This window comes from Desulfuromonas acetexigens (assembly GCF_900111775.1).
In the GTDB taxonomy this organism is placed as follows: Bacteria; Desulfobacterota; Desulfuromonadia; order Desulfuromonadales; family Trichloromonadaceae; genus Trichloromonas; species Trichloromonas acetexigens.
Map to the genome: position 1 here is coordinate 14,912 of NZ_FOJJ01000039.1, position 23,951 is coordinate 38,862.

The window sequence follows — 23,951 nt, forward strand, 5'->3', positions numbered from 1 at the left end:
CACCGGCCTTTTTTACTGGCGGCAGAGGGGAGAAGTCCGTTAGTATGGCGAGGATGAAAAGGCGGTTGGCGCCACAGGCCGGATCGCCATTTTATGCACCTGTCTAATCGAATTTTGTGGTAGGGGCGACCCATGAGTCGCCCGGGTTTCGTAACCGATGGCATGAGGTAGGGGCGCAGCATGCTGCGCCCAGGTTCCTTCGGGGTTGAACGTAACAAAGGGCGCAGCATGCTGCGCCCCTACGCCTGGCCGGAATCGGTCTCGTTGTCGGTGACAGGCGTTTTGATTGTAACAGGGCGCAGCATGCTGCGCCCCTACGATAAATCATTATTTGCCAACGGTTTTTATGCGTCTTTCGCCGCTTCTTATATTTCTCCTGCTCTTCGCCGGCTGCGGTTTCTTTGAAACCGAAACCTCGACTTGCGTCAAATGTCACCAGGGGCTGGAACTCGCCTCGCCGACCCATGGCGACTGTGTGGCCTGTCATGGCGGTGACGCGGTGGCGGAGGATAAGGAGGTCTCCCATCGTGGGATGTTGGGTAAGAAGAATCCCGGACATCCCCAGGTCTGGGACAAGACCTGCGGTCGCTGTCACGCCTATCAGTTGAGCCGGGTGCGGTCGAACCTGATGACCACCGCCACCGGCATGATCAAGAACATCCAGCTCACCTGGGAAGGGGAGGATGGCAGGCTCTACGCCGCACAGGGCCTGGAAACCTTCGCCGCCGACGGCACGGCGCTGAAACTGGAACCGGTGACGGCCCTCGATCATCTATCCGGCGAGCTTTACCGCAAGTTCTGCTCCCTCTGTCACGTTGCCCTCGAATCGAACCAGGTCTGGACCGGCAGCCACGGCGCCGGCTGTACCGCCTGTCACTTCCCCTACAACGACAACGGCACCTACGAGGGGGACGATCCGACGGTCAAGGGCAAGTGGCCTTATTCCAAGACCCACGCCATGGCCGCCCTGCCCGACAACGAGGTCTGTTTCCGCTGTCACAACCGCAGCGGGCGCATCGCCTTGGCTTATCAGGGGATGAACGACGGCAATAACAGTCTGGTTCCCACCGAGGGGGTCTATCCCGGACCGAAGCTGATCAGCGGCGTGCGCAACGCCACTTCCATCCCCCCCGATATCCATCACGAAAAGGGGATGGAGTGTATCGACTGCCACACCTCACGGGACATCATGGGGGACGGCTACGCCTACGAGAATATGTACCTGCAGACCGAGATCGCCTGTGAAGACTGTCACGGCGGCGCCAAGGAGCGCCCCCGCAGCGAGAAGGTGAGCCGGGAGAACGACGAGGCGGTGCGGGAGTCCCGTTCGTACAAACGACAGGTGGTGCTCGGCGACGAGCTGGTGCTGACCGCCAAGGGGCGCAAGTATTCCAACGTCTTTCTGGAAGAGGGAAAGGTCTGGGTGGTGGACAAGCGTGACGGCCAGCGTCACGAGAGCAAGGTCATCACCGGCACTCCGGAACACACCATCGTCGGCCACGAACGACTTGAATGTTACGCCTGCCATTCCCACAGCGTCGCCCAGTGCTACGGCTGCCATACCGAATATGACCAGCGCGGCAAATCGATGGATTTCATCAAAGGGCGGGAAACCCCGGGTACCTTCGATGAAGCGGAGGATTACCGCATGCTCTACCCCTTCCCCCTGGCCCTCAACCAGCGCGGGAAGATCTCCCCGGTGACCCCTGGCTGTCAGACCTTCGTAACGGTCATCGACCGCCAGGGGGAGCGGGTGAAGGATGAATACGTCGCCAAGTTCAAGGGCCAGGAGCAGTTGCGTTTCGCCCCCTTCTTCGGCCACAACACCGGCAAGAAAGCGGTGAGTTGCTCCAACTGCCACACCAACCCTGCCTTCGCCGGCTTCGGCCAGCATGTGCTGGAAGGGGATTCGCTACGCGCCACGCTGATCTGCGAACATTCCGCCGACAAGCCCCTGGATGGTTTTCTCACCCTGCGTGACGGCGAGGTGCGGGCCTTCTCCGCCATCACCCGGGAGAATTCCCGGCCGCTGAACAGCGAGGAGATCCGTCGCACCTGGGCGGTGAACCAGTGTCTGGTCTGCCATTTTGAACCGAAGGACCCCATCTACCAGAAGGAACTCGATTATCGTGCTCTCGATCGTTGCCTTTCTCGCCCTGCTCCTGCTGAGCGTCCTGCCGGCGCCGGCCGCTGAAACTTCCTGCGGCCTCTGCCACCGGGAAGCCACCCAGGGCGTCCACGCCGCCCTGGCCTGCGCCGACTGTCACGGCGGCGGGCCGGAGCAGCGTGCCGTCGAGCTGGCCTCCCTGGGGATGGCCTTGCGCTGTCAGCAGTGCCACGAGGGGACGCTCGGCGTGTTGCACGGGTCGATGGCGACGCGCCAAGCCGAGCGGGCCTTCGTCGAGCGCTCCTGGGGGCGGGCCGATGCGGATTTTTACGGCAAGAACTGCGGCTCCTGTCATGTGCGCGACTGTCTCGACTGTCACGGGCTGGACGGCCATGCCATCGCCCGACCGGAAAAAGAGGATTGCCACACCTGCCATCGCGGCTACTATGTCGGGGCCGATTACTACGGTTACGCCCCCCGGGAAGACGCCGAGCGCTACCAGCGGGGGCCGGGCTACGGTGGCGAGCACTATCTGAAGATGAGTCCCGATGTCCACGCCCAGGCCGGGATGGTCTGCGGCGACTGTCACGGCATGGCCGGGCTGGCCGACGGAAAGCGCGCGGACGTCGGCTGCCGCGACTGCCACGAGCCGGACCCGGCGATCATCGAACACGGCATCGCCGCCCATCTCGAAAAGCTGGAATGTTACGCCTGCCACAGCGGCTGGGCGGCTCAGGAGTACGGCACCTTCTTCATCCGCTTTACCAACGGGGTCATCCCCGAATATTTCCGCTTGCGCAAGGACCAGACCGCCCCCGACTACCTGCGCAGCGCCTATCTGCGCTTGCAGGACCTGCCCCCGCTGGGGCTCAACGAACGGGGGCTGGTCAGCCCCATCCGCCCCCAGTTTCTCGCCTATTTCAGTGAAATCGACGGCGAGACGACCAAGGGCGAAGAAAACCGGCAGCTGGCCGCCGAGTGGAAGGCCTTCTTCCCGCACACGGTGCAGCGCGGCACACCCCTGTGCGACGCCTGTCACGACCGGCCGGCCCGTTTCCTGCTGGAAAAGCCCGAAGACCGGGTCTATCTGCCCGATAAGGACGGCCTCGGGCTGGTCTCCTTCTGGAACCAGGCGGGGCAGAAAGTGGTCAACGGCGCCTTTGTCGACCAGGTCCGTTACGAGCGGCTGAGTCGCCGCGATGCAAATTATGTGAAGGCTTACGTGGAAAAATGGAAGCAACTGGCCGAAAGCGTCGAAAATTCCTCCTCTCCCTGATCCTCGGCCTCGGCGGCCTGGGCCTCTTGGCGCGCTTCTTCAAGCCGCGCCTGCCCCAGACGCCGGCGCGGCTCGATGTGCCCCGGCAGGAGGTCCCCCCCCACGGCGCCCTGGTCTACCGCCAGGCGCGGGTGGCGTTGGTGCGGGAGGAAGAGGACTTCTACGCCCTCGACCTGACCTGTACCCATCTCGGCTGCACGGTGACGGTGACGCCGACGGAAATGGTCTGCCCCTGCCATGGCAGCCGTTTCGACCGCCAGGGCACAGTGCTGCAAGGGCCGGCGGAACGCCCCTTGCGCCGTCTGGAAGTGCGGATCGAGGGCGAACGCTGGGTGGTGACGGGATGAAGAAACGGGGTCTTGCCGGCGAGTTTGTCGCCCATCTCTTTCCCCGGGTGGTGCGGGGGGAAAATCTGCGCCTGACCTACACCTTCTGTCTCGGCGGGCTGGCCCTGACCGTCTTTCTGCTGCTCCTCGTCAGTGGAGTGCTGCTCCTCTTCTACTACCAGCCGACGACGGCCGGGGCCTTCAGCTCCATCCTCTTTCTGGAGGAACAGGTGCCGGGGGGGAAATACCTGCGTTCATTGCATCGCATGGCCTCGCACCTTTTCCTGATCCTGCTTTTCCTGCATAGCTTGCGGGTGCTGCTTACCGGGGCCTACCGCCCGCCCCGTCAGCTCAACTGGCTGATCGGTTTCGCTCTGCTCGGCCTGGCCATCTTCGACGGCTACACCGGCTACCTGCTCCCCATGGACCAGCTCGCCCTGTGGGCGACCCAGACCGGCATGGAGCTGCTCGGCACGATCCCCGGCGGCACTCTGGTCAAGGATTTCCTCCTCCCCGACGGCATCGGTGGCAGTCTCTCGTTGCTGCGTTTCTATGCCCTGCACATCGTCGTCCTCCCTCTGGCCATGGGGGTGCTGATCGTTCTCCACTTCTACCGGATTCGTCGGGACAAGGGGATTTTGCCCTACCTATGAGCGAGTATCTCAAGAGTTCTCCGCATTTTTTCCGCCTGATCAAATGGGCTTTCGCCCTCGGGACGCTGGCTGTGCTCCTGCTGGCGGCGCTGCTGCCGGCGCCGCTGGAGGAAGCGGCCGATCTCGGGCGCGTGCCCAATCCCTCCAAGTCGGCCTGGTTTCTGCTCTGGATGCAGGAGCTGGTGAGTTACGGCAACGCCTGGGTCTACCTCATCGTCGCCCTGGCCGTCGTTTACGCCCTGCTCCCCTGGCTGCCGGGGCTGCCGGCGGTGCGGCGAGCCCGCTGGTTTCCCCGAGAGCAGCGACTGGTCAATGTTTTGACTCTTTTGGTTTTTTTGACAATCCTGGCCCTGACGTTGGTGGCCCTGGTCTTTCGGGGGGAGAATTGGTCGCTCGTCTGGCCCTTCTGATACTCTGCTGGCTGATTCCCGGCGCCGTCCTCGCTGCCGAGCCGCGCTGCCTCTCCTGCCACGCCGTACACTATGCCGAGCTGGGGGGCTGCCGCGACTGCCATCGTGGTGATCCTCGCTCCAGCCGTCTCGAGATTGCCCATTTCGGCCTGATTCCCGCCCGTTATTCCCATTTTCGGATGCCGGACAGCGGTCTGGTGGAGCGCGGCGGCAAGCGCATCGACGAGACCGGCTGCCGCCGCTGCCATGTCATCGGCGGGCGCGGCAACCGTCTGGCGACCGATCTCGACCGGAGCGTGCAGACCAGTACGCCACAGGAACTGGCCGAGTCGATACGCCGCCCCGTCCTCTTTATGCCCGATTTCCACTGGTCCGAGCCGCACCTCGATGAAGTGATCAACGCCCTCTTTGCTGCCGGCAAGGACGGAAAATCCGTCGAGGATGAACTTCCCCGCATCGTTCATTTCGAAGTCGAAGGGACAGCTGAAGAAAATCCTTTCGTCAAGCATTGCGGCAGCTGCCATCGGGTACTCACCGCCGCCGCCGGAGGGCTGGGGTCGTCAGATTATGCCCCGAATCTCTCCGGTCTGCTGACCCCTTTCTTCCCCGTCGAATATCGTGAAAACGAACCCTTCAACCGCGACAACCTCAAGAAATATCTGGATAATCCCCGCCAAACCCGAGCCTTGACGCGGATGGCGCCGGTGCCCTTGAAGGAAGAGGACTACCGGAAGCTGCTGGACGTCATCGCCGAGGATGTGAGCACCATTCCGCCAGAACCGACTCTGCCCTGAAATTATTTCCACTTCCTTTATGTAAAAATTAATCAATGAACATGCGCCCCGGGCCGGGAATTGGTACCAATATTGTATTAAAACGCCTTGCGGCCCCATGGGTTATTTTGCCGGAATATCCTTCTCCGGCGACTGCGGACACTCCATTTGTGAGGAGGCACCATGTTCAACAGAATGAAAATCGCACCAAAGCTGATGATGGCTTTCGGCGTTCTGCTGATTCTGACCCTGGTGGTGGGGATGGTCGGCTATGTGGGGATGAAGAAGATCATCGGCCGGGTCGAGGTTTCGCAGAAGGTTACGGCCATGCTGCACCTGTTGCAAGCGGCGCAGGGGGCGGAGAAGAGCTTCGCCTTGAACGGCGATACGGAGCAGGCCGAACTGGTGCGCAAGCGTCTCGCCGAAATGACCGCCCTGGCTGAAAGCGTAGAGCGGCTGCCGGCGGCGACGCAGGTCAAGGGGGAGATGGGCAAGGTGCGCAAGGCCGCCGCCGACTACCTCGGCGAGTTCGAGCGCTACGTTCAGTCCGAGGAATTGAAAGCCGCCGCCATGGAGGAAATGAAGACCAGTTCCAACGTGGCGCTGCGGGCGCTGACCCAGGTGCGCGAGGATCAGGTGGAGGCGGTCGAGGATCTGCGCGACGATCAGGAAGACTACCATCTCTGGCAGTACGACCAGCTGATGGCGGAGCGTCACGGCTGGGTCGAGGCGACGGACCGCATGCTGCTGCTCTTTACCGATTCCCGCAAATTCGAGAAAGAATTCTTCCTCAGTCGGGACGAGAAATACCTGGAGCGCTCCCGCGCCACCATGCAGGGGGTACAGGATACCGCTGATGCCCTCATCGCCGGGCTGGAAGACGAGGAGAGCATCGCCAATCTGCAGAGCATGAAGGCCGCTCTCGCTCAGTTCACCGCCAAGTACGCCGAGTTCGTGCAACAACTGGCGGAGCAGCGGGAGCTCATCGCCCAGATGCAGACCCAGGCCGAAGCGACCGTCGCCGCCTGCGACGAGGCGGTGAAAATCCAGAAGGCCGGAATGCTGTCCCTGGTGAAGCGGGCGACCACCGCCCTGTGGGTCGGTGTGCTGGTGGCCTTGGTGCTCGGCGCCCTGCTCGCTCTGCGCATCGCCCTCGGCATTCAGCGGCCCCTGGCCAAGGTGGTGGGGATGATCGGCGAGCTCGAAAAGGGGCATCTCGATACCCGGTTGAATCTCAATCTGGGGGATGAAGTCGGCATGCTGGCACGCACCATGGACGATTTTGCCGAAAGTCTGCAAGGCGAGGTCGTTCTTCCCCTGGAACGGCTGGCTAACGGCGATCTCGATTTCGAGGTTCATCCTCGGGACGACGGAGACAGCCTGCGTCATGCCCTGGGTAAGGTGCGGCACGATCTCAACGAGCTCATCGGCCAGGTGCAGTCGGTGGGGGATCAGATCGCCTCGGGCAGCACCCAGGTGGCGGACTCCAGCCAGTCTCTCTCCCAGGGGGCGACGGAGCAGGCCAGTTCCCTGGAAGAGATCAGCGCTTCGATGAACGAGATGGCCAACCGCACCAAGACCAACGCCGAAAATGCCGGCAAAGCCAACCGCAACTCGGAAGAGGCGCGGGATTCGGCGCAAAAGTGCAACGCCCAGATGGGTCAGATGGTCGCGGCGATGGAAGAGATGCGGCGCTCCGGGGCCGATATCTCCCGGATCATCAAGACGATCGACGAAATCGCCTTCCAGACCAACCTGCTGGCGTTGAACGCCGCCGTGGAGGCTGCCCGTGCCGGCCAGCACGGCAAGGGCTTCGCGGTCGTCGCCGAGGAGGTGCGCAACCTGGCAGCACGTAGCGCCAACGCCGCCCGGGAGACCGCTGACCTTATCGCGGGAACGGTCTCCAAGACCGAAAATGGCGTTCGCCTGGCCGACGAGACGGCCCGCGCTCTGGGGCAGATCGTCAACCAGATCAGCGAGGTTTCCGACCTGGTCGGCGCGATCGCCACCGCCTCGTCCGATCAGGCCCTGGGTATTTCCGAGGTCAACCAGGGCCTCTCCCAGATCGATCAGGTGACCCAGATGAATACCGCCAACGCCGAGGAGACGGCGGCAGCGGCCGAGGAACTCTCGAGCATGGTCGCCCACCTCAAGCTGATGCTCGGCCGCTTCCATCTCGCCGGCAGCGGCGGTGCGACTTACGCCCTGAACGCTCCGGCAGAGAGAGAAGAAAGCGAACCGATGATCGCGCTCGATTCCCCGCCACAAGAGGACGAGGACGAACTCTGGGGAATGTGATTCCTGCCGATTGTCAATAAAAAGCCCCTCGGGACAATCCCGAGGGGCTTTTTTGCGTGCCGGTGGAGAAGATGCGGTTCCTGCGTCACCGCATCCTACATCTCGTATCCCGTAGGATGCCGGTGAGCGAAGCGAACCGCATCGCGGCCGGCTGGCGCCGTTATCAGGAAACCAGCGGCTTGTACCAGACGTTCATGCTTTCCAGGTCGCCGGAAATCTGGGTGTTGCGGGTCAGGGTGCCACCGAAGTCGTAGCCGAGCTTGGCGAAGGTGATATTCATGCCGAAGGAGTAGGCCCGGGCGATGGTATAGGCGGTGACGATCCCTTCCTCGGCGGCGGCTTCTTCCAGCCGGGTGAGCAGATAGTTGGCCAGGCCCTGGCCCCGCTCTTCCGGCAGGGTGGCGAAATCGGTCATTTCCCCATTGCCGCCACTTTTGTCGAGTTCCGCCGAGGCGATGGCGACCAGTCGGTCATCGCGAAAGATGCCGTGATAGCGCACGTTATCCGCCATGGTTTCTTCGAGATAGGCGGGGTTGTGGATGGGGAAGGGATAGCTGGCGAAGACCCGTCGGTAGACGGCGACCATGGCCTGGGTGTCGCTCGGGTCCAAGGGCCGCCAGCGGTAGCCTTCCGTCAGGGACGGTGCCTCGGGCAGAGGCTCCTTCGCCCGGGCCAGCTCCAGCACCTCCGCCACCCGTTGCGGGCGCGGTTCCTCCCGGCGCTTCGGGCAGAGGTATTTGCCCAGGAAGTGGGCCGCGCGATCCCCCCCATAGAAGCGGGGGACTTGCGCTTCGGGGCGGTAACCGTGGCGCCGAAAGTGGTCCAGGCGGTCATCGGGCACCTTGGCGAAAATCTTGGAATAACCTTTCTCATCCGCCAGGTCTTCGAGTCGGCTCAGCAGTCCCGGCAGGTCGTCTTGTCCCAGTTTCATCAGATAGACGCGGTCGCTGTGCTTGCCGTGCTGGATGGTCGATTGGCCAAAGGTTTCTATGCGATCATTCATCATTGCGGCGCTCCATGCGGCTGTTGTTCTCGGGGGTCAGGGAGATGGTTTCATCGTAGTCGGAGAGGAGCATTTCGATGCCGGTGGAGCGGCATTCTTCTGCGTCCTCCAGTTTCAGGTGCAAGCGGCAGTCATCGCACTTGCGGTCGCAGAAAATCGGTTCGTAGCTATCCGGTTCCTGATAGGTGGTGATGACCCCCTCGTAGTTGCGCAACACCACCTTGTTCGTCGACAGGGAAATGAGGTAGGTGGGGTTGAGGGGGATCTTGCCGCCGCCTCCCGGCGCATCGACCACATAGGTTGGAACGGCGAAACCGCTGGTGTGACCGCGCAGGCTTTCCATGATCTCGATCCCTTTGCCGATGGGGGTCCGGAAATGGGAAAGCCCCTCGGAAAGATCGCACTGGTAGAGATAATAGGGACGCACCCGGTTTTCCACCAGCTTGTGCACCAGGGATTTCATGATGCGCGGGCAGTCGTTGACCCCGGCCAGCAGCACCGACTGGTTGCCGAGGGGAATCCCGGCATCGGCGAGGAGTTGTAGCGCCTCTCGGGCGGAGGCGGTGATCTCCCGGGGGTGGTTGAAATGGGTGTTGAGCCACAGGGGCTGATGCTTTTTCAGCATCGCCACCAACTCGGTCGTGATGCGGTAAGGCAGAACGACCGGCATGCGGCTGCCGATGCGCACCACCTGAACATGGGGGATGCTGCGCAGTTCGGTCAGAATCCAGTCGAGCTTCTCATCGGAGAGCATGAGCGGATCGCCGCCGGAAAGGAGAACATCGCGGATCACCGGCGTTTTGCGGATGTAGTCGATGCCGGCGAGCAATTCATCCTTATTGGGAACCGAATCGACGTCGCCGACCTTGCGCTTGCGGGTGCAGTGACGGCAGTACATGGCGCAGACGTTGCTGATCTGCAGCAGCACCCGGTCGGGGTAACGATGGGTCACTCCCGGCACCGGGCTGTCCCGGTCTTCGGCCAGGGGGTCGGCCAGGTCACAGGCGTCGAGCTCCAGCTCCCGGGGGGAAGGAAAGGCCTGACGGAAGACGGGATCGTCGCGGAAGCCGTCGTTGTCGACCAGGGAGAGGTAATAGGGGGTAATCGCCAGCGGAAAGCGGCGCAGGGTCTCTTCGAGGCGGGCTTTTTCCTCCGCTTCGAAATGGATGCCGAGAAGCTCTTCGACGCGGTCGATATCGCGGATGGCATGTTTCAGCTGCCAGCGCCAGTCTTTCCAACGGGAAATGGTGACGCCGCCGGCGTCGATAGCTTCGGCAAGTTGTTGTTGGCTGGTGGAAAAAATAGGCAAAACGACCTCCTGTGTCTGGGGCGGGGCTCCGTCCATGGACAAATCCCCAGCGATTCCGGATGGTTCCGGAATTTCGTTAAAAGTGGGAGCAGGTCGGCGCGCGAAAGAGACTTCTCGGGTGGGGAAGCGGAACGGGGCGCACGCGACGGCGTGCTCAAAGACTGAGTTTGATTGTGATCAGGTCGGACAACCCGCGACCGCGATAACGGGGGACTCCCGAAATGCGGCGCTGTCCGGTGAGATCGAGGCGCCGTCCCAATCGTGCCGGGGGGCACGGGCGTGGTCCTCGGATGCGGATTCAGGTCGAGACGTCCTGGCGGGACGCTGCCTGTAATGCGCTACCTTAGCGTATTTGCGAAGGAAAGTCAAATCGCCCCGGGTGCGGGGGGATTTTCAGGTGGGATGGGCGGCGAGAAACGGGAGGAGTTTTTCCAGTTCGAGGGGGCGGCAGTAGTGGTAGCCCTGGCCGATGGGGCAGCCGGCATTGAGCAGATAATCGTGCTGGGCCTGGGTTTCGACCCCCTCGGCGACAAAGGCGATTTCCAACCCTTGGGCCATGGCCAGCACGGCGGTGATGATGGTGTTGCGCTCGCTCGCCTGGGTGATGTTCTGGACGAAACAGCGATCGAGTTTCAGGGTGTGCAGGGGCAGACTGTGCAGGTAGCCAAGGGAGGAGTAGCCGGTGCCGAAATCGTCGACGGCGATGGTGACCCCGGCATGGGCCAGGGCGGTGAGGTTGGCCATCGACTTGTTCATGTCGCGCATGATGCTGTTTTCGGTGATTTCGATCTCGAGCACGGCGGGGTCCAGGCCGTGGCAGGCGAGGATGGCGAGGACGCACTGGTCGAAGTCGTCCGTCTCGAACTGCTGGGGGGAGACGTTGACGGCGATTTTCAGGTCGCCGAAACCCCGCTCCCGCAGGACGGCGGCATCCCGGCAGGCACGGCGCAGCACCCAGTCGCCGAGCTCGCGGATCAGTTTGGTCTCCTCGGCGATGGGGACGAACTCCGCCGGCGGCAGCAGCCCCCGCTGCGGATGGGCCCAGCGCACCAGCGCTTCCAGGCCGACGATGCGCCCTTGGGCCATATCTACCTGCGGCTGGTAGTGAAGGCGCAGCTCGTCATGACAGATGGCCCGGGGCAGCCCCGATTCGATATCCAGAAACTGGGAGCTGTCTTGGCGCATGTCGCTCGAATAGAGACAGAAACCGTTGCGTCCCGTTTCCTTGACCCGGTACATGGCCAGGTCGGCGTGGCGCAGCAGCGTCTCTTTGCTCTCCCCCTGATCGGGGTAGAGGGCGACACCGATGCTGAAGGTGATGCGCAATTCCTGGCCCTGATGATGGAAGGGCCGGCTGCCGACGGCGAGAATCTTTCGGGCGATGACCGAGGCGTCCTCGGCCTTGGCGATTCCCGGCAGCAGTAGGACGAATTCGTCGCCGCCGACCCGCGCCAGGGTGTCCCCCTCGCGCAGGCAGCGCTTGAGTTTCATCGCCACCGCCTGCAACAGCTCGTCGCCGGCAAAGTGGCCGAGGGTATCGTTGATCTTCTTGAAGCGGTCGAGATCGAGGGACATCAGGGCGAGCTTGCCGCCGGAACGTTTAGCCTGACCCAGGGCGATTTCCAGCCGGTCGTTGAAGAGGGTGCGGTTGGGCAGGCTGGTGAGAACGTCGTGGTAGCGATGGTAGCGCAGCAGCGCCTCGGACTGTTTGCGGTCGCCGATGTCCCGGGCCACGCCGTAGGTCGCGGCGGCGCCCCGGGTGCCGCGGCCATCGGCGGTGTAGGTGCCGCCTGGCGAGAGTTCGGTGGCGATGGCCCGCACCTCGACATAGCGCAGGTCGTCGCAGTTCTGCACGCGCAAGCGCAACTCCATGCGTTTGGTAGAGCGGCCGCCGCCGGGATGGTGGATGAGATTGAAGGCGTAGCGCGCCCGGTCGCGATCCTTGTCGTAGACGATTTCCGAGAAATGACGGCCGAGCAGATCGTCGACCCGGCAGCCGAGCAGGCTTTCGACCCGGTCGTTGACAAAGGAAAAACGCCCCTCGCCGTCGAGCATGAAGAAGAGGTCGGGGGCGCTGTTGACGATGAAACGATGCAGTTCCTCGGAGCCCTGCAAGCGCTTCTGGATGATGAAGTAGTCCTGTTTCCGGCGGCACCGATCGAGGTTCGCGGCGATGGTGGCGAGCAGGGTTTCGGGGGGGCAGGGCTTGGCGAGAAAATCCGCCGCCCCCTTACGGAAGGCGCTCGTCGCCTGGTCGAAGGTCGTCTCCCCGCTGAGGATGATGACGCTGCTGTCGATCCCCCGTTGCCGCAGGGTGTCGAGCAGTTGCTGACCGGACATTCCCGGCATGTTGAGATCAAGCAGGAGCAGGTCGAAGCTTTCCCGCTCGAGCAGGGCGAGGGCTGTGCCGCCGTCCTCGGCACAGACAACCTGGTAGCCGGAGAGTTCGAGCAGGCTGCGCAGGCTCTCGCGCATGGGGGGCTCGTCGTCCACCACCAGTAGTTTGGGGGGGAAGAGCTCCTGTTGTTCCTCTCTCTCCTCTTGGTCGGCGGACGTCACGGGCGACATGGCAGGGCGGGAGCGTTCAGGCATGGGCGGACGCCTCCCGGGGCAGGGTGCGCGGCAGGAGGATCTGAAAACGCGTGCCGGTCGTCGGGCCGGAGGCGCAGCTGATTTCGGCACCGAGCTGATCGAGCAGCTGTTTGACGATACTCAGCCCAAGCCCGGCATGCCCCGGCTTGGTGCTCGTGACCGGGGTGAAAAGCTCGTTCAGAACGTGCTCGGGCAGGCCCGGGCCGTTGTCACCGATGCGCAGCTCGACAAAGAGGGCGCCGTTCTTGTGGATCCGGTCGCGGGTGGCAAGGTCGATGCGTCCCCCTTTGGGGAGGGCTTCGGCGGCATTCTTGACCAGGTTCATCACCACCTGGCGCAACGCGCCGGGGCTCAGGGTCAGGGCAGGGATGCTCTCATCCAGATCGAGCTCGGCCCGAATTTTTTTCCCCTGAAAGAGGCCGTCAGCGAAGATCGTACAGAGGTCGGCGATGGTCCGGTTCAGCTCCAGCCGCTCCTCGCCGGGGGCGGGAGGCTGTTCCAGATCCTTGAAACGCGCCAGCAGATCGCCGACCCGGGCGAGCTCCTCGCGCAGAACGGCCAGTTCCTTGACGGGGCCGCCTTCCCCCAGCTTGAGGCCGAGAACATGCAGATAATTGGTGATGACGGCCAGAGGATTATTCACCTCGTGCAGCAGCTTGCGGACTTCCAGGTTGCGCTGTTGGCGCCCTACGCTCTCCTCGGTTTCACGGGCCGCTTCGGCCTCGCGGGCCTGAAGGAGCAGGAGCGCCAGTTGCCCGGCGAAGAGGTTCAGGCCCGTCCGCCATTCGTCCAGGGGCAGGCGGCGTGGCGAGGGGATACCCGCCACCGCTACGCCGAGGGGAACCTCCCCGGCGATCAGCGGGAGGACGAGCAGCCCGGGGGCCTTGAGCAGGCGGCGCAGCTGTTCGTCGACGAGGGCTTCCGTTTCGCCAGAGCTGCGGTCGAAGGAGGAGAGGGGCCGAGCCTCGCGCAAGGCCCGGCCCAGGAGGCCCGCGGAGCTTTGCCAGTCGAGGGAATAGCCGGAACAGGCGGGATGGGCGGGGGAGGGTTGGCCGAGCAAACGTTCGCCGGAGGCGTCGCAGAGGAAGAATTCGACCTCGTCGAGGGCGAAAACCAGCGCCAGATCCCGGCGGATGCGTTCGAGAGCGGCCCGGGTGTCGAGGCCGGTCGAATGCAGGCCACCGGTGCCGCCGAGCAAAGCCAGGTTGCGGGCGTAGTCAGCCAGTTCCCGCCGTGCCGGACTGGCCTCCCGGCCCGTTCCGGTGCCGAGATCGATAGCGAAGCCCTGGGCCGTTTCCAGCACCTCCGCTCGGGTTCGGTGAAAGACTTCCGCAAGAAGGGTGGCGTTGAGGCCGAAGAATTGGTCGTCGAGGTCCGTTGGTGGGAGGGCACCAGTGCCGGTGCCGCGGCTCAGGCGCGTCGCCAGATTGAAGAGTTTGACCAGAGGCGGGCTTTCGCCCAGGTCGCTTCGCGGATAATTCTGGTAGCGCACGGCGTCGGCCAGAAAGGGGGAGGTCGGCCATTGGCGCAGGAGTTCGGCACCGACCTCGGCGCCGGTGGTCGCGAAACGGTCCCGTTCCACTTGTTCGATCCGTGCCTCGGTCTCATCCATGAAGAGGATGTCTCGATAAGGCTCGGGAAAATTCTCCAGCAGCACCAGCTGCCCAAGACGGTGCAACAGGCCCGCGAGGTAGGCCTCTTCCGGAGCCGGATAGCCGGTCAGGCGGGCGAGGTCGCGAGCCAGGTGGGCGCAGAGCAGGGAGCGAAACCAGAGGGCGGCGGTAAAGCTTTCATGCCCGGGGGAAAGTTGGCTGAAATACTGGTGAACGGCGCTGGTCAGAGCCAGTCGGCGCACCGTGTCGAGGCCTAGAACCACGAGCAGGCGGCGGATCTGGGTGACCTCGGCCCATGGGCGGTAGCAGGCAGTATGGGCAAGATGGAGGATTTTTGCCGAAAGGGCGGGTTCCTGCTCGATAACCCGGGCCAGTTCTTCGAATTCGACCTGGGGCTTATGACACAACTTGAGGAGCGTCACCAGAACTTCTGGAACGGATGGAATCCTCTCGATGCGCAGATCTTCCAGGATCATGGCCACCGGCACCTTTGATGCTTGGCAAAAAGCATCCGCTTCGGCTCAAACCAAGCCCGGAGACCACTTCGGGTTTTCCCGGAATGGGCGGGGGTGGATTTGCTGAATGTTTTTTCGGGAGAAGGCTTCGCGGGAACAATTTAATCTTTGGTTATCATAATCATAAAAAAGCCTCTCAGGTCAAGGGTTAAAATGGCTATCTCCTTGAAGAAAAAGGATTATCATAGAAAATGAAAGATCTGTTCGGCCCTTGTCCCGAGCTTTTCGCCAACTCGACAAGGGCCGGTTAGGTTGGGGATTTCTCAGTAAATCCCCGGGGAATTTGTTGGGGAATTTCCTGTTGCTCTCTGCCGGGGATCTTGTTAGGATGGGCGCCGGAAAAAAGGGGAGTAGCATCCGGAACGCCTCCGGCCCGCGCTTCGTCAATACGGTGAGCTTTCACCCGGACGCGGGAGCCACGACAGCCGTCGCGCCTTGCAAGACCTTTGTCCATGACATTCACCAATGTCCTGGGGAAAGGTTTTTTTTTGCCCGGGACGCAAAAACGCGCAAGGAGAAATGAATCGATGAATACCCTGTGGATGTGGCTCGGCTTCAACCTGTTCGTCCTAGTTTTGTTGGCGCTCGATCTCGGTGTGCTCCACCGAAAAGGCCAGGAGGTGGGGATTCGCGAAGCCTTGTGGCTGAGCTTCGGCTATTTCGTCCTCGCCCTCCTTTTCGGCGCCGGCGTCTGGCATTTTCTCGGGCGGGAATCGGGGGTCGAGTTCTTTACCGGCTATCTCCTGGAAAAGAGCCTGAGCGTCGACAATATCTTCGTTTTCGTGCTCATTTTCGGCCACTTCGCGGTGCCGGCTCAGTATCAGCATCGGGTGCTCTTCTGGGGGATTCTCGGCGCCCTGGTCATGCGCGCCGCGCTGATTCTGGTCGGCGCCTCGATCATCTCGGCCTTCCACTGGGTCATCTACGTCTTCGGCGCTTTTCTTGTCTTCACCGGCGTGCGCATGCTGATGACCATCAACCAGGAACCGGACATGGAGGGAAACCGCCTCGTTCGGCTGGTCCGCCGCCGTTTCCGGGTTACCCAAGACTACGAGGGGAATCGCTTTTTCGTTCGCCGCGACGGTCTCTTGTTTCTGACCCCGCTGATGGTGGTACTGATCCTGGTTGAAGTCACCGACGTCGTCTTCGCCCTCGACTCCATCCCGGCCATTTTCGCCGTCACCACCGACCCCTTCATCGTCTATACTTCCAATGTCTTCGCCATTCTCGGCCTGCGCGCCCTGTACTTTGCCCTGGTCGGAATCATCCACCGCTTCCATTATCTCAAGTACGGGCTTTCGCTGGTGCTGATGGTGGTCGGCGCCAAGATGCTGATCAACGCCGCCTTCGGCAAGGTCATCCCAACCGAGGCGGCGCTGCTCGTCACCGCTCTGCTCATCGGCGGCTCGATGCTCATCTCCGTTGTCAAGACCCGCGTCCTGCCCGCCGAGGCGGCCGCCGCCGAGACGCGGCTCGGCTGGGTGCCGGGAAGCCCGGCCAAGACGGAGGAAAAGACGGAGGAAAAAGGGGCGGATTGAGCGGCCGACAATTTTTGTCTCGTTGCTGAAAAAAGGATTTTTTTAGATGGAAACTCTCTGGTTTGAACTGGTGATCGTCTTGCTGCTGATTCTGGCCAACGGCTTTTTCGCCGGGGCCGAGCTCGCCATCGTTTCGGTGCGGCGCGGCCGCATCGCCCAACTGGTTGCCGAAGGCCGGCCCGGCGCGAAGGTGCTGGAAGGATTGCAGGCCGATCCCCATCGTTTTCTCGCCACGGTGCAGATCGGCGTGACGGTGGTCGGTACCCTCGCCTCCGCCGTCGGCGGCGCCGCCGCCATCGAAGTGATCAAGCCGCTTCTGCAGCAGGCGCCGATTGAGCTGGTGCGTGATGCCGCCGAGCCCCTCTCCCTCTTTCTGGTGGTCGGCTGCATCGCTTACTTTTCCCTGATTCTCGGGGAACTGGTGCCCAAGGCGTTGGCCCTGGAATATTCGGAACGGATCGCCCTCGGCGTCGCCCGGCCGATCCATTGGCTGGCCCGGTGGGGGGGGGCGGCGGTCTTTGTCCTGACCTTGTCGAGCCGAACCGTGCTGGCGCTGCTCGGGGTCAAAGGCCGGGGCGAGCAGGCCTTCATCACCAAGGATGAGATCCAGCATCTGATCGCCGAAGGGCGGGAGAGTGGCTCGGTCTCGTCCGACGAGCAGGAATTTATCCGCAACGTCTTCGAGTTTTCCAACACCCAGGTGCGCGAAGTGATGGTTCCCCGGCCGCGGGTGGTCGGTCTCGATCTGGAGCTTTCTCGGGAGGATGTGCTGGCGCGGGTGTTGGAACATCAGTATTCCCGCTACCCGGTCTATCGCGGCGAAATCGAGGCCGTGGTCGGCTTCGTGCACGGCAAGGATCTGTTGGCGCAAGCCGTGCGCTCAACTTCCTTCGATCTGCAAGACCTGATGCGCCCCTGTTTTTTCGTTCCGGAAACGAAACGGGTCAACGAACTGTTGCGCGAGATGCAGCGCAAACATCTGCATATGGCCATGGTCGTCGATGAATACGGCAGCTTGAGCGGGGTGGTGACAACCGAGGATCTGCTGGAGGAACTGGTGGGGGAAATCGAGGACGAGCATGACGCGGACGAGCCGCGCCGAATCCAGCCCCTCGATAACGGCGGTTATCTGGTCGATGCGTTCATTACCCTCAAGGATCTGGAGGATTTGCTCGGTGTGCGCTCTGTCCCTGATAAGCCTTTCGACACGTTGGCGGGGTTGATTCTCTTCAAACTGGGGCACCTGCCTACGGAGGGAGAGCAACTCGACTGGAGGGATTTCCGGCTGACCTGCGTCAAAGTCAGGGGAACCGCGATTCGCCGGGTGCGCATCGAGCCCCTTGACGAAGACCTCGCCTAGCTTCGGGTGAGGACATTGAGCCGGCGCCCGCCACGGAGGACGATGCCTTCGGCGGTCTTGTAGGGGGTGAGGAAGGTGCGGATTTCCGCCAGCCGCTCGGCGGGCAGTTGAGCATGGTTGGGGACTTTGCTGGCGAAGAAGTCGGCTTCGTCGCTGAAGAGAAAGGCGGTTTCGAAGTGGATGGTCGGCCCGACCGTCCACCCGGTCAGCTCTTCTATGGCCGACAGCGCCGCCGCCTGTTCGCGGCTTTCGTCACCGCTGCCGATACCGAAGCGCTGCTTGGCTTCCATAAAGGGGCCTTCCGCCCCCGGTTCCAGCACCATGATTGCGCCGCCGGGGCGTAGCAGCCGGCCGGCGGCTTCCAAACTGGCGGTCATGGCGCCGATGGGAACGTGGTGCAGGGAGAGGGTGTAGATCACCAGGTCGAAGGAAGCGGGGGGGAGATCCTCGGGGACGCCGCTCGGAGCCTGGCGGAAAGTGACATTCTCAGCGGTGACAGCGGCGCGGGCCTTGGCCAGGGCCTTGCCGTCGGGGTCGGTGGCCAGGACCGAAGTGGCATAGCGGGCCAAGTCACGGGTGATACGGCCGCCGCCGCAACCGATCTCCAGCACCTTTTTGCCGGCGAGGGGATAGTGGGCGAGGATGGTGGCGATATATTGGTCGGTGGCGTCCTGAATCATGGTCGGCTCCTTTATCCTGTGATGAAAAGACCTCTCCGTGGCTTTGTTCGCCTTCCGCGTTTTTTCAGTCGGCAAAATTTGACCGAGGTCAAGGTGTTGTCGAGAGCAATCTGTTCCCATGGCACAAAACCGCCGGCCAATCGGCGGATATTTAGGAGAAGCTGATGTTAACTGATTTTTTATCCCGAAGAACCCGGATACGCAACCTCATTCAGTGGCTCTTTTTTGCCTGGATTTTGGGGATCGGCGTCCGTTTCGCCCTTTTTGTCCGCCATTACGAAAGCTTCGGCGCGACTCCCTATGTCTCCCGCCCGCCCGGGGTCGAAGGGTTTCTCCCCATCGGCGCCCTGGTCAGCCTGAAATACTGGCTGACGACGGGAATCGTCGACCAGGTCCATCCGGCGGCCATGATTCTCTTGCTGACCTTCATCGCCATGAGCTTTTTCGCGCGTAAGAGTTTCTGCTCCTGGCTCTGTCCCGTGGGCACCTTGTCCGAGGCGGTATGGAAGCTGGGGCAACGAGTTTTCGGCCGCAACTTCCGCATCTGGACCTGGCTCGACTGGCCGTTGCGTGGGCTGAAATATCTGCTTTTGGCCTTCTTCGCCAAGATCATCTTCCTCGACATGCCGTCTTTTGCTCTCGCCTCCTTTCTTGAAACCCCCTACTGGGCGGTGAGCGACGTGAAGATGCTCCATTTCTTCATCGGCATGTCGACGACCGCTCTGGCAATCATCGCCGCGATTACCCTGCTGTCTTTCTTCTATCAGAACTTCTGGTGCCGTTATCTCTGCCCCTATGGGGCGCTGCTCGGTCTTTTCAGTTTTTTCAGCCCACTCAAGATTCGTCGCGATGCCCACACCTGCGTCGATTGCGGCAAGTGCGCCAAGGCCTGCCCATCGCGTCTGCCGGTCGATCGTAAGGCCGCCATCAGCAGCCCGGAATGCACCGGCTGTCTGAGTTGCGAGGCGGTCTGTCCGACCCGATCCCTGGCCATGGCTCCCCCGGGGGGGCGGGATCTTCTCGCCGGTTGGCGCTTTCCGCTGCTGGTGATGGCGATCTTCGCCCTGGGGGTGGGAACGGGCATGATCAGTGGACTCTGGGAGTCGAGCCTGACCGCTGAGGATTACCGGCGGCTGATCCCCATGTCGCGTCAACTCATCCATTGACCGGTGCTCATACACCTGTATAAATGCTGGATACACCCTGAAAACGACTTAATCACTAATGATTACAGTAGATTGATTCAGTTTTAGGCCGATCTAACGAAATCATCATAACGAAAAAATGTATATTTGTGTTATACGCCGAGGGTCTGCGAACTGTTCGCGCAGGCCCTCGGCGTTTACTTTTTTCTCCTGTGATTTCAATAAATTGAAAATATTTTATGGGATTTTTCCAAGATTGGTACGCTCCTCGCTATAGATAAAGACAACAGCAAGGCACAACGCCTCAAGCTAATCACCTGCATCCATAGGAGGACATCATGAAAGTCAAATCCCTGATCGCATCCGCCACTCTCGCTCTTTCCGCCCTGGCCGCTCCCGCATTCGCCGCCTCGACCCGCACCGACCACAGCGGCATCGTCGTCTGGGTCTTCCTCGGCTTCTGCGGCCTGATCGTCGCCGCCCAGCTCATCCCGGCCCTCTTGGTGATGTTCGGCATCGTTAAAGCCGTGGCCGAGCCGAAAGCACAAGAAGCGAAACAGAGCGCCCACTAACCCTCGCAACGAACCCGACCTCATAAAGGAGGAGACCATGAAAGCCATCGCCCGCACCAGCCTGCTCACCACCGGATTGTTGACTCTGGCCACCAGCGCATTCGCCGCCGGTTCCGCGAGCGGCGGCAGTGGCCTCCTCGTCTGGCTCTTTCTCGGCTTCTTCGGCCTGATCGTCGCCACCCAGCTGGTTCCGGCCGTGATGCTGGTCATCGGCATCGCCAAGGGTGTGACCGCCAGCAGCGAAGCGACGGAAGCCGGCAAGTAATCGCCTGAAGCGCCGCCAGTAGCAAAGCAAAAAAAGCGGGCCATTCTCCCCAGAGAACGGCCCGCTTTTTTTGTGTGTAACATTCACAACTAGGTTGATTTTATGATGATTCGCAAAAACGACCCGGCAGATTTTTCTTGCAACGGATTTGCGCTCTCGGTAGGGTGAAAGGCCTGTCCGCTCCCCGTCCGGGGTGTCTATGATTGCTACTGCTCACAAGTGATCCGCCATGAGCGCTCTCACCCACAACGAAATCACCGCCCTGTTGCTGGCCCTCGGCCTGCTTTTGGCCAGCGCGCGGATTCTGGGGGAAACGGCCCAGCGCCTGAATCTGCCTTCGGTTCTCGGTGAGATCCTTGCCGGTATTCTCTGGGGCCCGACCATTTTCGGGGCACTGGCGCCGGAATGGAGCGCCTTTATCTTTCCTGCCCAGGGAGGCGGGGCGCTCGCCTTCGATGGCCTGACAACCCTGGCGATCGCGCTCTTTCTGCTGGTGGCCGGGCTGGAAGTCGATCTCACGACCGTCTGGCGCCAAGGCCGGGTCGCTCTTTGGGTCGCCATCGCCGGCATGATTTTGCCCTTTTCCATCGGCTTTTCCGTGGCCTGGTGGTCCCCGGAATGGCTGGGCTATCAGCCCGGAGTTCCGCACCTGCCTTTCGCTCTCTTCATGGCGACGATTCTTTCCATCTCCGCCTTGCCGATCATCGCCAAAATTCTCATGGATCTGAATATCTACCGGAGCGATCTGGGGGTCACGATCATCGCTGCGGCGGTTTTTAACGACCTGCTCGGCTGGCTGGTCTTCGCCATGATCCTGGGGATGCTCGGTGTCAATCAGGGCATCCCCCTGGCCCATACCCTGTGGATCACCCTGGTCTTTACTGCCTCGATGTTGACTGTCGTGCCCTGGTGCATCCATCGCCTTCTCCCCTGGATCCAGGCACACACCAGTTGGCCCGGAGGCGTTCTCGGTTTTGCTTTTTCCTTTTGCCTGATGACGGCGGCCTTCACCGAATGGATCGGGGTGCATGCGATTTTCGGTTCTTTTCTGGCCGGTGTGGCCTTGGGGCATTCGAGCCATTTACGGGAGCGGACCCGGGCGACGATCGATCAGTTCGTCTCCTTCATCTTTGCCCCGCTCTTTTTCGCCAGCATTGGCCTGAAAGTCAATTTTTCCGAGCAGTTCGATCTCGTCCTGACGCTGACCATCCTGCTGTTGGCGGTCACGGGCAAGGTCATCGGCAGCGCCTGCGGCGGGCGTCTGGGCGGTCTGGTCTGGCGCGACGCTTTCGCCGTCGGTTTCGGCATGAGTGCCCAGGGAACGATGGGGATTATCCTCGGCGTATTGGCGCTGCAGATGGGATTGATCAGCCACCAGGTCTTCGTCGCTTTGGTCGTGGTGGCCCTGGTCACCTCCCTGATGAGCGGCCCCCTGCTGCAACGTCTGCTCGGTTTGCGCAAGGCCCGGCGCTTCTGTGCCCATGTCGGGGCCAAAACCTTCATCAACCCTCTGACCGCTTACTCCAAGGATGGCATCATCATGGAGCTTGCCACCGCCGCCGCCGAAGTGGTCGATGTGGATGTCGCCACTATCAGTCATGCGGTCCGTCAGCGGGAACGCCTGATGTCCACCGGTATCGGACGGGGCTTGGCCGTCCCGCACGCCCGCTTACCGGAGCTAACCGAGCCGGTGGTGGTGGTGGGGTTATCCCACGGGGGAGTTGACTTCGACAGCCCGGACGGTCTTCCGGCGCAGGTCATCTGCTTGATTCTCACCCCCGTGCAGGACGATGGCGCTCAGCTGGAGATCCTGGCGGATATTGCCTCCACCTTTAAGATCAAGGAGATTCGGGAAAAGGTCGGGGGGGTCAGCAATTTTACAGAGTTTCTCGCCCTGGTCCGAAGCGGCCAGGGGCGCTGAAATCGAAAATGAAAAAGCCGTGCTGATTTTTCAGCACGGCTTTTTCATTATGGACGGAAAGAGTAACCCTTCGCTTATTTGAGCTCGGCGAGTTTGGCCTTGGCCTTGCCGGCTTCCTCGGACTGGGGATAGGTCTCCTGAACCTTGCGCAGGATGATCTTGGCATTCTGCGTGTCGCCCAGGGCCTGGAAGGCCAGGCCTTGCTTGAACATGGCCGCGGGGGTCTTGGGATGGGTGGGGTGTTTCTGAATCACATCCTGAAACTGGAGGATGGCGTTCTCGTAGCTCTTTTCGCCGAAGTGGGCCTCGCCGATCCAGTACATGGCATTGGTGGCCAGGGGGTGCTGGGGATTGTCCTTGAGAAAGAGCTGCAGACTTTCCCGGGCGCCGGCGAAGTCGCCGGTTTTCTGGATTTTTTCCAGGGCCACCTCGTACAGCGCCTCGGGCGAATTGGGCATGCCACCGACGATGCCACCGGCACCGCCGAGGGCCGCGCGGTTCTCCTCCAGCTTCTGAACCCGGTCTTCCAGGGAGGTGAGCTTCAGCCCGAAGTCGTCCTTGACCAGCAGCATGTCACTGCGGAGTTCGTCCCGTTCCCGGGCCTGATCCTCGAAGCGTCCGTTGACGGACTGTACATCGATCTTCAGGGTGTCCAGCGCAACCTGCAAGTCGGCCTGGGTGCGACCGAGGGTGTCGAGGCGCTGTTCCAGTTCACCGGTCAGGCTCTTACCCTGGGCGGCCAGGCTCAGTTCGGCCTTGGCCAGGCGTTTCTTCATTTCATCAAGATCCCGTTCCGTTCGTAGCTGGCGTTGCGTGGCGCAGCCCGAGAGGGTCGTCAGCAGGGCGAGCAGGAGAAGGGGTTTGATCCAATGGGTCATGGCGGACTTCCTTTTTCGGCAGGCCCGGCCGCGTCGGGACGCGGCCGGGGGATGGCGGGTCTGATCAGCGGGCGGCTTTGAACTCGGCGCGGCGATTCTGTGCCCAGGCGCTTTCGTCGCTGCCGACGGTCAGGGGCATTTCCTCGCCGAAGGAGATGATGTTCAGCCGGTTCGGGGCGATGCCGAGGGAAACCAGGTAGCTCTTGGCGGCATTGGCGCGGCGCTCGCCGAGAGCGAGGTTGTACTCGTCGGAGCCGCGCTCGTCGGTATGCCCTTCGATGCGGATGTTGAGTCCCGGGTTGGCCTTCAGATAGTCGGCGTTGTTGGCCAGAGTGGCTCGCGCCTCGTCGCTCAGGGTGAACTGGTCGAAGCCGAAGTAGATGCGGTTGAGACCGGCGATGTCGCCGCCGAGCAGGGCGTCGTAGCTGGAGGCCGGACGGTCGCCGACGCCGCCGGAAGCGAGGGAGCTGTCGCCATAGCCGGTGGAATCACCAGCCGGTGCGCTCGAAATAGCGGAGGTGTCGGTCGGGGTGGTCACGACCGCTGCCGGCTTTTTCGCGCAGCCGACGGCCAGGGTGGCGAGAAGGGTAAGGGACAGCAGCAGACGCAGGGTGATTTTCATCGTTGTTCTCTCCTTGATGTGAATGATGGGCCTTTATGCCGAAAGCCCAGCCGGGCTTCGGAGCCTGTGTAAGACGCGCTGATTATAACCAAGAC

Annotated in this window: 21 protein-coding genes; 14 read left to right on the forward strand and 7 right to left on the reverse strand. The window is 62.0% G+C overall.

The features are described from left to right. The first annotated feature begins 180 nt into the window (after nt 1-180). The 8 genes from BQ4888_RS17430 to BQ4888_RS14790 all read left to right on the forward strand — a co-directional run bounded on the left by BQ4888_RS17430 (nt 181) and on the right by BQ4888_RS14790 (nt 7,843). The gene (locus BQ4888_RS17430) at nt 181-405 is read left to right on the forward strand and encodes a hypothetical protein (protein WP_140396679.1); all 225 of its coding nucleotides are present in this window, start codon (nt 181-183) and stop codon (nt 403-405) included. After that, nucleotides 347-2,194, forward strand: a complete 1,848-nt coding sequence (extM, locus tag BQ4888_RS14760) for a selenite/tellurite reduction operon c-type cytochrome ExtM (protein ID WP_092058044.1) — start codon at nt 347-349, stop codon at nt 2,192-2,194. Before BQ4888_RS17430 ends, extM begins: the two co-directional genes overlap by 59 nt. Beyond that, on the forward strand, nt 2,130-3,383 hold the full coding sequence (gene extO / locus BQ4888_RS14765) for a selenite/tellurite reduction operon b-type cytochrome iron-sulfur cluster-binding subunit ExtO (protein ID WP_092058045.1): 1,254 nt from the start codon (nt 2,130-2,132) through the stop codon (nt 3,381-3,383). Before extM ends, extO begins: the two co-directional genes overlap by 65 nt. Continuing rightward, entirely contained in the window at nt 3,338-3,730 is a 393-nt protein-coding gene (locus BQ4888_RS14770; protein ID WP_092058046.1) for a QcrA and Rieske domain-containing protein, read from the forward strand. Before extO ends, BQ4888_RS14770 begins: the two co-directional genes overlap by 46 nt. Beyond that, nucleotides 3,727-4,362: a cytochrome b N-terminal domain-containing protein gene (locus BQ4888_RS14775; protein ID WP_092058047.1), complete on the forward strand. Its 636-nt coding sequence runs from the start codon at nt 3,727-3,729 to the stop codon at nt 4,360-4,362. Before BQ4888_RS14770 ends, BQ4888_RS14775 begins: the two co-directional genes overlap by 4 nt. Then, a complete protein-coding gene (gene extQ, locus BQ4888_RS14780; RefSeq protein WP_092058048.1) occupies nt 4,359-4,772 on the forward strand; it encodes a selenite/tellurite reduction operon b-type cytochrome membrane protein ExtQ in 414 nt (137 codons plus the stop codon). The genes BQ4888_RS14775 and extQ overlap by 4 nt, the downstream gene beginning before the upstream one ends. Beyond that, nucleotides 4,748-5,566, forward strand: a complete 819-nt coding sequence (extS, locus tag BQ4888_RS14785) for a selenite/tellurite reduction operon c-type cytochrome lipoprotein ExtS (protein ID WP_092058049.1) — start codon at nt 4,748-4,750, stop codon at nt 5,564-5,566. Before extQ ends, extS begins: the two co-directional genes overlap by 25 nt. Before the next feature lie 162 nt (nt 5,567-5,728). Next, nucleotides 5,729-7,843, forward strand: coding sequence for a methyl-accepting chemotaxis protein (locus BQ4888_RS14790; RefSeq protein WP_240746362.1), 2,115 nt, complete (start codon nt 5,729-5,731; stop codon nt 7,841-7,843). A gap of 163 nt (nt 7,844-8,006) precedes the next feature. On the opposite strand, the gene ablB is transcribed toward BQ4888_RS14790, so the two are convergent. The 4 genes from ablB to BQ4888_RS14810 form a co-directional block, all read right to left on the reverse strand. Then, entirely contained in the window at nt 8,007-8,849 is an 843-nt protein-coding gene (gene ablB / locus BQ4888_RS14795; RefSeq protein ID WP_092058050.1) for a putative beta-lysine N-acetyltransferase, read from the reverse strand. Next, entirely contained in the window at nt 8,839-10,155 is a 1,317-nt protein-coding gene (kamA, locus tag BQ4888_RS14800; RefSeq protein WP_092058357.1) for a lysine 2,3-aminomutase, read from the reverse strand. The genes ablB and kamA overlap by 11 nt, the downstream gene beginning before the upstream one ends. Nucleotides 10,156-10,548: 393 nt before the next feature. Next, a complete protein-coding gene (locus BQ4888_RS14805) occupies nt 10,549-12,747 on the reverse strand; it encodes a putative bifunctional diguanylate cyclase/phosphodiesterase (protein WP_092058051.1) in 2,199 nt (732 codons plus the stop codon). Next, entirely contained in the window at nt 12,740-14,836 is a 2,097-nt protein-coding gene (locus tag BQ4888_RS14810) for an HDOD domain-containing protein (protein WP_092058052.1), read from the reverse strand. Before BQ4888_RS14810 ends, BQ4888_RS14805 begins: the two co-directional genes overlap by 8 nt. Nucleotides 14,837-15,402: 566 nt before the next feature. On the opposite strand from BQ4888_RS14810, the gene BQ4888_RS14820 reads away from it, so the two are divergent. Both BQ4888_RS14820 and BQ4888_RS14825 read left to right on the forward strand, forming a co-directional pair. Then, entirely contained in the window at nt 15,403-16,413 is a 1,011-nt protein-coding gene (locus BQ4888_RS14820) for a TerC family protein (RefSeq protein WP_092058054.1), read from the forward strand. A 46-nt stretch (nt 16,414-16,459) separates the two neighbouring features. Beyond that, nucleotides 16,460-17,773: a hemolysin family protein gene (locus BQ4888_RS14825; protein ID WP_092058055.1), complete on the forward strand. Its 1,314-nt coding sequence runs from the start codon at nt 16,460-16,462 to the stop codon at nt 17,771-17,773. Here BQ4888_RS14825 and BQ4888_RS14830 read toward each other — a convergent pair. Then, entirely contained in the window at nt 17,770-18,453 is a 684-nt protein-coding gene (locus BQ4888_RS14830; RefSeq protein WP_092058056.1) for a class I SAM-dependent methyltransferase, read from the reverse strand. The two genes, BQ4888_RS14825 and BQ4888_RS14830, sit on opposite strands and share 4 nt — an antisense overlap. Before the next feature lie 164 nt (nt 18,454-18,617). On the opposite strand from BQ4888_RS14830, the gene BQ4888_RS14835 reads away from it, so the two are divergent. From BQ4888_RS14835 to BQ4888_RS14850, 4 genes are all read left to right on the forward strand, one after another. Continuing rightward, the gene (locus tag BQ4888_RS14835; RefSeq protein WP_092058057.1) at nt 18,618-19,619 is read left to right on the forward strand and encodes a 4Fe-4S binding protein; all 1,002 of its coding nucleotides are present in this window, start codon (nt 18,618-18,620) and stop codon (nt 19,617-19,619) included. A 317-nt stretch (nt 19,620-19,936) separates the two neighbouring features. Beyond that, nucleotides 19,937-20,170 carry a hypothetical protein gene (locus tag BQ4888_RS14840; protein WP_092057691.1) on the forward strand — a complete coding sequence of 78 codons (234 nt, stop codon included), beginning with the start codon at nt 19,937-19,939 and terminating at the stop codon, nt 20,168-20,170. 37 nt (nt 20,171-20,207) lie between these two features. After that, nucleotides 20,208-20,435 carry a hypothetical protein gene (locus BQ4888_RS14845; protein ID WP_092058058.1) on the forward strand — a complete coding sequence of 76 codons (228 nt, stop codon included), beginning with the start codon at nt 20,208-20,210 and terminating at the stop codon, nt 20,433-20,435. A gap of 229 nt (nt 20,436-20,664) precedes the next feature. After that, on the forward strand, nt 20,665-22,356 hold the full coding sequence (locus BQ4888_RS14850; RefSeq protein WP_092058059.1) for a cation:proton antiporter domain-containing protein: 1,692 nt from the start codon (nt 20,665-20,667) through the stop codon (nt 22,354-22,356). A 74-nt stretch (nt 22,357-22,430) separates the two neighbouring features. Here the strand turns inward: BQ4888_RS14850 and ybgF are convergent, their stop codons facing one another. Continuing rightward, nucleotides 22,431-23,234, reverse strand: coding sequence for a tol-pal system protein YbgF (ybgF, locus tag BQ4888_RS14855; RefSeq protein ID WP_092058060.1), 804 nt, complete (start codon nt 23,232-23,234; stop codon nt 22,431-22,433). Between the two features lie 64 nt (nt 23,235-23,298). Beyond that, nucleotides 23,299-23,856 (reverse strand): peptidoglycan-associated lipoprotein Pal, encoded by a 558-nt coding sequence (pal, locus tag BQ4888_RS14860; RefSeq protein WP_205748025.1) that lies wholly within the window; start codon nt 23,854-23,856, stop codon nt 23,299-23,301. Nucleotides 23,857-23,951 lie beyond the last annotated feature (95 nt).